Annotated in this window: 6 protein-coding genes and 1 pseudogene; 4 read left to right on the top strand and 3 right to left on the bottom strand. The window is 57.5% G+C overall.

What is annotated here, in order from left to right:
• The 4 genes and pseudogenes from AWB67_RS33445 to AWB67_RS33435 form a co-directional block, all read left to right on the top strand.
• A partial coding sequence (locus tag AWB67_RS33445) for an ATP-binding cassette domain-containing protein (RefSeq protein ID WP_143328440.1) occupies positions 1-870 on the top strand: 870 nt, incomplete at its 5' end.
• 28 nt (positions 871-898) lie between these two features.
• Positions 899-2,053 (top strand): multiple monosaccharide ABC transporter permease, encoded by a 1,155-nt coding sequence (gene mmsB / locus AWB67_RS33440; RefSeq protein ID WP_087660297.1) that lies wholly within the window; start codon positions 899-901, stop codon positions 2,051-2,053.
• Positions 2,054-2,238: 185 nt separating this feature from the next.
• Positions 2,239-2,445, top strand: a pseudogene (locus tag AWB67_RS42430) (transposase); the annotation flags it as partial.
• Between the two features lie 922 nt (positions 2,446-3,367).
• Entirely contained in the window at positions 3,368-4,291 is a 924-nt protein-coding gene (locus AWB67_RS33435; protein WP_087660295.1) for an alpha/beta fold hydrolase, read from the top strand.
• 434 nt (positions 4,292-4,725) lie between these two features.
• On the opposite strand, the gene AWB67_RS33430 is transcribed toward AWB67_RS33435, so the two are convergent.
• From AWB67_RS33430 to AWB67_RS33420, 3 genes are all read right to left on the bottom strand, one after another.
• The gene (locus AWB67_RS33430; protein ID WP_087660294.1) at positions 4,726-5,613 is read right to left on the bottom strand and encodes an AraC family transcriptional regulator; all 888 of its coding nucleotides are present in this window, start codon (positions 5,611-5,613) and stop codon (positions 4,726-4,728) included.
• A gap of 176 nt (positions 5,614-5,789) precedes the next feature.
• The gene (locus tag AWB67_RS43580; RefSeq protein ID WP_087660293.1) at positions 5,790-6,221 is read right to left on the bottom strand and encodes a DUF3331 domain-containing protein; all 432 of its coding nucleotides are present in this window, start codon (positions 6,219-6,221) and stop codon (positions 5,790-5,792) included.
• A gap of 272 nt (positions 6,222-6,493) precedes the next feature.
• The coding region (locus AWB67_RS33420) for a helix-turn-helix domain-containing protein (RefSeq protein ID WP_235025494.1) at positions 6,494-7,035 on the bottom strand (542 nt) is incomplete at its 5' end.

Raw genomic sequence — 7,035 nt, 5'->3', positions numbered from 1 at the left:
ATCGAGACGCTTGACTGCGCCGCAAGCGAGATCAGCGAGGATCGCATTATTCGCGGCATGGTCGGCCGTGACATGGAACACCGTTATCCGCAGCGCGCGCCGCAGATCGGCGACGTCATCTTCGAAGTACGCGACTGGCACGTGTTCCACGAACAGTATTCGGAGCGGGAGGTCATTAAGGGCATCGACCTCAACGTGCGCAAGGGCGAAGTCGTCGGCATCGCCGGACTGATGGGATCAGGCCGCACCGAACTGGCCATGAGTATCTTCGGGCGCTCGTATGGTCGGCGGATCAGCGGACAGGTGCTGATCGACGGCCAGACAGTGGATGTATCGACCATCGGCAAGGCCATCAAGCATGGCATTGCCTATGTGACCGAGGATCGCAAGGGGTATGGCCTGATCCTCGAGCAGGAAATCCGCAAAAACGTGTCGCTCGCCAACCTCGCCGAAGTGTCCGATCACGGTGTGATCGATGAACACGCCGAGGCAAAGGTTGCGCAGCAGTATCGCGAATCGTTGCGCATCCGCAGTTCGGGCATCCAGCAACGGGTGGTCAATCTCTCGGGCGGCAATCAGCAGAAGGTCGTGCTGAGCAAATGGCTGTTTACAAAGCCGCGTCTGCTGATTCTCGATGAACCCACGCGAGGTATCGATGTCGGGGCCAAATACGAGATCTACACCATCATCGACGAGCTGGCGCGCAGGGGCGAAGGGATTCTGATGATTTCGTCCGAAATGCCGGAGCTGCTTGGGATGTGCGACCGCATCTACGTGATGAACGAAGGTCGGCTCGTGGTCGAGCTCGATCGAAACGAAGCGAGCCAAGAACGTATCATGCGCGCCATTGTGAATGCCGGTCATGCGTGACCTATCTACATCGAATCAAGGCCATTTCATGAAACTCGGCTTTCTCAAGAACAATCTGCGCGACTACGGCCTGCTGCTGTCGTTGGTCGTTATCATGGGGTTCTTCCAGTTCCAGACCGACGGTGTGCTGATGCAGCCGTTGAACATCACCAATCTGGTTCTGCAGAACAGCTACATCATTGTGATGGCGCTGGGCATGCTGCTCGTGATCGTGGCCGGCTACATCGATCTGTCCGTCGGATCGGTCAGCGGCTTTATCGGCGGGCTAGCCGCGGTGCTGATCGTGCAGTACTCGTGGCCTGTAGTGCCGACGATCATCGTGGCGCTTCTGGTGGGAGCGTTGATCGGTGCGGCGCAGGGCTGGTTCGTGGCTTACGCGCGCATTCCGTCGTTTATCGTGACGCTGGCAGGGATGCTTATTTTCAAGGGGCTCGCACTGGCGCTGTTGCAAGGCCAATCGGTCGGGCCGTTCCCGCTGCGATTTCAGCGGATCAGCACGGGCTTTCTGCCTGATCCGTTCGGTGGCACGGACTTCCGGGTGCTGTCCCTGATCGTGGGCGTCATCCTGGCGTTGGGCCTGGTCGCGGCGGAGGTGCGCAAGCGCCGCAAGGCACAGGCACACGATATGGACGTCGAACCGGTCGCGTTCTTCGTGGCGAAGAACGTGTTGTTCGCGGGAGCCGTTACCTATCTGGTCTGGCTGCTTTCCACGTACAAGGGCTTGCCCGACGTGTTGATCCTGATGGCCGTACTGATCCTGATTTACCAGTTTGTGACCAATCGCACGACGATCGGTCGCCGTATCTATGCGCTGGGCGGCAACGAGAAGGCGACGCGTTTGTCGGGCGTGAACACCGCGCGTCTGTCTTTCCTGACCTTTGTGAACATGGGAGTATTGGCGGCAGTGGCGGGTCTGATTTTCGCGGCACGCCTGAACACGGCAACGCCGAAGGCTGGCCTCGGCTTCGAGCTCGATGTGATCGCGGCCTGTTTCATCGGCGGAGCATCGGCCTCCGGGGGCGTGGGCAAGGTGGTGGGCGCGGTGATCGGCGCTTTCATCATGGGCGTGATGAACAACGGCATGTCGATCATGGGCATTGGCATTGATTACCAGCAAGTGATCAAGGGGATGGTCTTGTTGGCGGCGGTGTTTCTTGATGTCTACAACCGTAACCGCGCCTGACGGGACACGACAACACGTCCTTTACCTCTCCGAGAGCCTGTCACGATCAACTCCGGGCGTATTCGATTTCTTGTATGTGAAACGGGCGGGTAGTAAAGCCCGATGTCGAAGCGCTCGGAATGAAGCAAAACCAACTGAGTCATTGCGCTCGTTCAATCGCGGTGTGAGCCGGTCCATTTGGTCATCACGTGCCGCAAAAACATCTGTTGCGCCACGTCGATCGGTACGTTGAGCGTACCGGCTTACGAGGGCATTGACACCTCACTACAGTCGTACGTGGGATCTGATCCTTCCATCGACCCGGCGCTCATGATTGGCATGTTGATCGTGGGTTACTGCTTTGGAATTCGTTCGGCCGTCGTCTTTGCGAAGAGGTTGATCTCAACCTTGCATCGACGCATTCGGGCAGTAGTGCGACTTGCTTGCGGTCATCGCCTTCAACGAATTGCTTCATGAGCCACCCGGTCTCAGTGCGTTGATTCAGTTCAGGCGATCGATGCGTTTTCACACAGGCTCGGACCAGAAGGGCCATTTGACCCAACGATTTGCGTGACCGAATTAGTCCGGGGAGGTAACCTCGCGCGCGCCAAATAGCCCGTCGCCACACAATAATTTATCCGCTAGACCGTCCCCATTAGAGCTTCCGTCGCGTTCAGCCAGGTGAATTCCGTCTCGACAGCGGCGTGGGTCTCGCGGCGGTCACCTTATTCGGAGGATGAGACGTACGGCCTGCATGCGGCAACACAAAATCCACACCACCCGCTGCAACTTCGATCCTACTCAATGTCGAGGGCTTTTTCACAACTGTTGTTTCGTGAATCGGTGTTCGTGCTTTCCGTCACCAGTCTCAACTGCGACGAACTGACATTCCCGACAAAAAAACTTACGAGATCGTGCGTCGGTGAACCTGACCGTGCAGAACTGAAAGAAGCTTAGATTTTAAGCTGTCAGATTGCGTTCAATGCGGAGAATAATCGGTAGTCGACTTTCCGCCCCGCAGCCCCGTTCCGATGACATAGCGTGGGAGGTGGTTGGCCGGAACGGTTGGTCATTTCAATCAACAAGTGTGGCCATCGCATGGCTTTTAAGATCGCGTTGATGCGCAAAACGGAATCGCCGCGCGGCTTGCGTTCGGGTAGGCGCGACGCGCGGCCGATGACACACCCGAGCAACCACAGCATTCGAAGCACCTCGTGTCCGACTCGAAAGAACTGTCTGTACCCGGTCGATCCGCGGCGCCGTAACGGCTTCGGTAACAGCCCATCCACTGTCGGGCGGCCAAATGAAAATCTGTCACATCATCGGAGAAAACTGATGACCCGTTCCGTCCACAGCGTCGCTTCTGACAAGGCGCCGACATTCCAGGTCACGCATCATCGGTCGGTGGCAATCGACGGAACCAACGTGTTCTATCGCGAGGCCGGCCCGACAGACGGCCCTGTCGTCCTGCTCTTGCACGGGTTTCCTACGTCTTCCCACATGTTCAGGAACCTGATCCCAGCCTTGGCCGACCGTTACCATGTACTCGCGCCGGATTACCCGGGCTATGGGCAAAGCGATATGCCTGACCGCGCTGGCTTCGCCTACACCTTCGATCACTTTGCCGACCTCGTCGACGGTCTGCTCGATCGACTCGGCGCCGAGAGATATGTCATGTATGTGATGGACTATGGCGCGCCCGTTGGTTGGCGAATCGCGCTGAAGCATCCTGAACGAGTCGCCGGCTTTATCGTGCAAAATGGCAATGCCTATGACGAGGGATTGAAGGAATTCTGGGATCCGATCAAGGCTTATTGGGCAGATGGAGCGGATGCCAGCAGGCAAGCGCTGACGACACTACTTACGCTCGAAACAACCATCTTTCAGTATACCGACGGCGTGGCCGATCGCACTCGTATCTCACCGGACAACTGGGTCCACGACCAGGCGTTGCTCGATCGGCCGGGGAACAACGACATTCAGTTGGACCTTTTCTACGACTATCGCACTAACCTGCCTCTGTATCCTAGGCTTCAGGCCTATTTTCGCGAATTCCAGCCGCCAATGCTGATCGTCTGGGGCAAGAATGACTACATCTTCCCGGCAGACGGTGCCTATCCGTACGAGCGGGATTTGCCTGACGTTGAGCTTCATCTGCTCGACACCGGACACTTCGCGTTGGAAGACAAGGCAGACGAAATGATTCCATTGATCCGCAATTTCCTCGCGCAGAAAGTCCCGGGATATGAAGTGGCTTAGCGCGAATCCCCTGCCCGCGCTAATAAGCTCTCGTTTACCCGTTTGCGATGTCGCGAGACACGAGCAGCCGCCTGTCACCTAGTGTCGATTCATGTTCGCGATTCGCTTGCACTATCGCTGCGTCTATCCATCGACGCGAAAAGCACCTTGACCCGGTCGACGAAAACCCGGACTTTCGTGTTCAATCGGCGGCTCGGCGAATAGGCCACGAAAATCTTGTGCGGCTCGCGCGTTTCTCGCATCGGGCGATGCGAGGTACATCACGGGTATCGAGATGATCGTCCATGGTGGCCGCGCGCAGGTCTAAAGCCGTCTTCGGACGCAGAGCGTGCTCTTAGCAAATTCGCTGCGCGCATAGACGATCTCGGTCCAAACGACGCACGCTACCCTACCGAGGCCGGAACGACTGCGCGATTAATATGCCGGTTCGCCGCTCAGGCTTCATCACATTCTGGGCCTGAGCGGCGCTTCTTTTTGCTCGCGGCCTCCTCTAGCACTGCGCCTGGCGTCATCCCGAACATCGATTTGAAATGTCTTCCCAGGTGGCTCTGGTCCGCGAAGCCCGTGTCTGCCGCCACATCCGAGATGCTCGCTCCGCGTAACAGCTTTGCTTTAGCTTTCTCAAGCCGAAGCACCAATTGGTAGCGGTGAGGACTTAGTCCGTAGACGGCCGAGAATCGGCGGCACAACTCGTATATCGACATTGCACTCTCGCCCGCGAGTTTATCGAGCGACACATTGCAATTCCAGTACTCGTGTAGAAAGTCGTAAGCGCGCACCAAATCGGGGTCCGCTCGAATCGCGCCCGCTGGTGACGTAGTGCGCTCGGCCGTCCTATATCGGTGCAACAGCACTTCGCAGAAGTTTGTCCATTCGCCAGACCATTCCGAAAGTCTTTCGGGGTGATGCAGCATCAGCGTGACAAACGACAAGAGACACTGGGTCAAACGAGCGTCCTCCAAGGCGCCATGCGAGAAGCGGTGAATATCGACGCCGCGCGCATCGCATTGCGTCGTCCACTCTTCGACCGGAACATAGAGCATGACGTACTCGCACGCGCTTCCGACCGTCTTTCCGCCGTGCGCCCTGTGTGGCGGCAGCGAATAGACCTGCGTCGAACGTATGATGCCGTCGGTGCCCTTCTTTCCGAAAATGTCCTTGGCGCCAGAAATGACAGCGCCGATCGCCCACGTATCGTGCGCATGCGTGGCGAACTCATGACGGTCGAATCGGGCATGCAATGCTTCGATGCGGGTAGACGCCTCAAAAGACCCAAACTTCACGAATTCCGTACTCTCCTGCCGTTGCCGGGACCTGCTCATCTCGGGGTACGCTCCATCGTTCAATCCGCTCACTCGCGGCCGCAGCGATGTTGAATATGAAATAAAACCAGGCTAGGACCGCTGGCGGCGCATAAGAATACACTGCATCGCATTTTGTGGCACGTCCGACCTGGAATGGCATTGAACGCCGGCGGCGATTGTTCGCTCCCTTGACGTCAATCCGAGGGTTGCTCGTCCCCTTGGTCTTCGTCCGCACACAATGGCAATGCACTCGCCAGGATCATCGCGCCAGCGTTTGCCGGAGGAGGCCTACGTCGGGACGGCTGGAAAATGTCTTCGCCGCGTGACACTGTTGCTCCGGAAAGCGCACATACGCCCGCGTGGCGTGCTCTGGCCCTGCGCCAATGCTGATCGTCGTAGTGACATGATGTAGGGTCGTGCCAGGACACCGTCGCTCTGGAATCGGTATGTTCGATGACACGAATCCTTAAGCATCGGATTGAAGTATTGAGGGATCCGCTGCTGGACGTCGTGAACTGGTTCCCTTCATAGGCACAGTCAGCCTCTTCAAGGTGCGGCAAGCGGTCACCGCTCAGGCTCGTCAATATCTCTTGCCAGATACACGAAGTTCGCGAATCCTCGTTCATGACAGATGTCCTCAGAGTGTCTCGTCGAACCGCAGGGGGCGCTAACGTCGCCTACAGAGTGTTGGAACGAAATCGGAACGTATTTCAATATCGCACGAGTGCTCCATCCATGATGTTTTAAACGCACGCATCCCGATTCGCGGCGCGAGGCAGCACAGCGATACGCTCTTTGGAATTTCCTGTTTGGCTTGCAGACATTGATCGTCGGCCAGTCCATCATTGATTCGGACGCGACCGGCAGACAACACGCTTCATCGTAAGGCCCGCGCGCCCTACATTGCACCGTCCACCTTCCTCTTCCCGGGTCGCTGTGGCTTGATTGCGTTCGCCTCGTTGCGTGGAGCGCCTGACAGTGAGGACTGTTCGCGCCAGCGTCCCGGCGTGATACCGGTCGCCTTGTGGAAAACGGTCGTGAAATGGGCCTGCGAGTTAAATCCGACTGTAAAAGCAATTTGCACGATTGGCAGGCGATTTTCAATCAGCAATGACTTCGCGGTCTCGAGCCGCCGCTCCATCAAAAACGCATGCGGACTCAAGCCCGTCGCGCGCTTGAACTGGGCAGCGAAATGCATCCGGCTAAGGCCTGCATGCTCGGCGATTTCATTGAGTGTGATCGGCTCGCCCAGATTGTCTTCGATGTACTCGATCGTCCGCCTGAGGCGCCAGGGAGCAAGCCCCTGCCGCAGGGTACCCTCGGTTGGGTCGTTTTGAAACTCCATCGCGCGAGCCAGTACGGCCATCGCCAGACTTTCACAATAGAGACCCGCAAACGGACTTCGCAACGTAGTCGCTTCAAGCAACGTGCAGCCTAGCT

Source organism: Caballeronia terrestris (genome assembly GCF_001544515.1).
Taxonomy (GTDB): Bacteria; Pseudomonadota; Gammaproteobacteria; order Burkholderiales; family Burkholderiaceae; genus Caballeronia; species Caballeronia terrestris.
The sequence above is the reverse complement of the archived record's forward strand: the minus strand, read 5'-3'. Positions and strand labels throughout refer to the sequence as shown.

Excerpts from the sequence above, each read along its gene's own strand:
- mmsB (WP_087660297.1), top strand. The coding sequence starts at position 899 with ATGAAACTCGGCTTTCTCAAGAACAATCTGCGCGACTACGGCCTGCTG.
- AWB67_RS33430 (WP_087660294.1), bottom strand. The coding sequence starts at position 5,613 with ATGAGCAGGTCCCGGCAACGGCAGGAGAGTACGGAATTCGTGAAGTTT.
- AWB67_RS43580 (WP_087660293.1), bottom strand. The coding sequence starts at position 6,221 with ATGAACGAGGATTCGCGAACTTCGTGTATCTGGCAAGAGATATTGACG.
- AWB67_RS33435 (WP_087660295.1), top strand. The coding sequence starts at position 3,368 with ATGACCCGTTCCGTCCACAGCGTCGCTTCTGACAAGGCGCCGACATTC.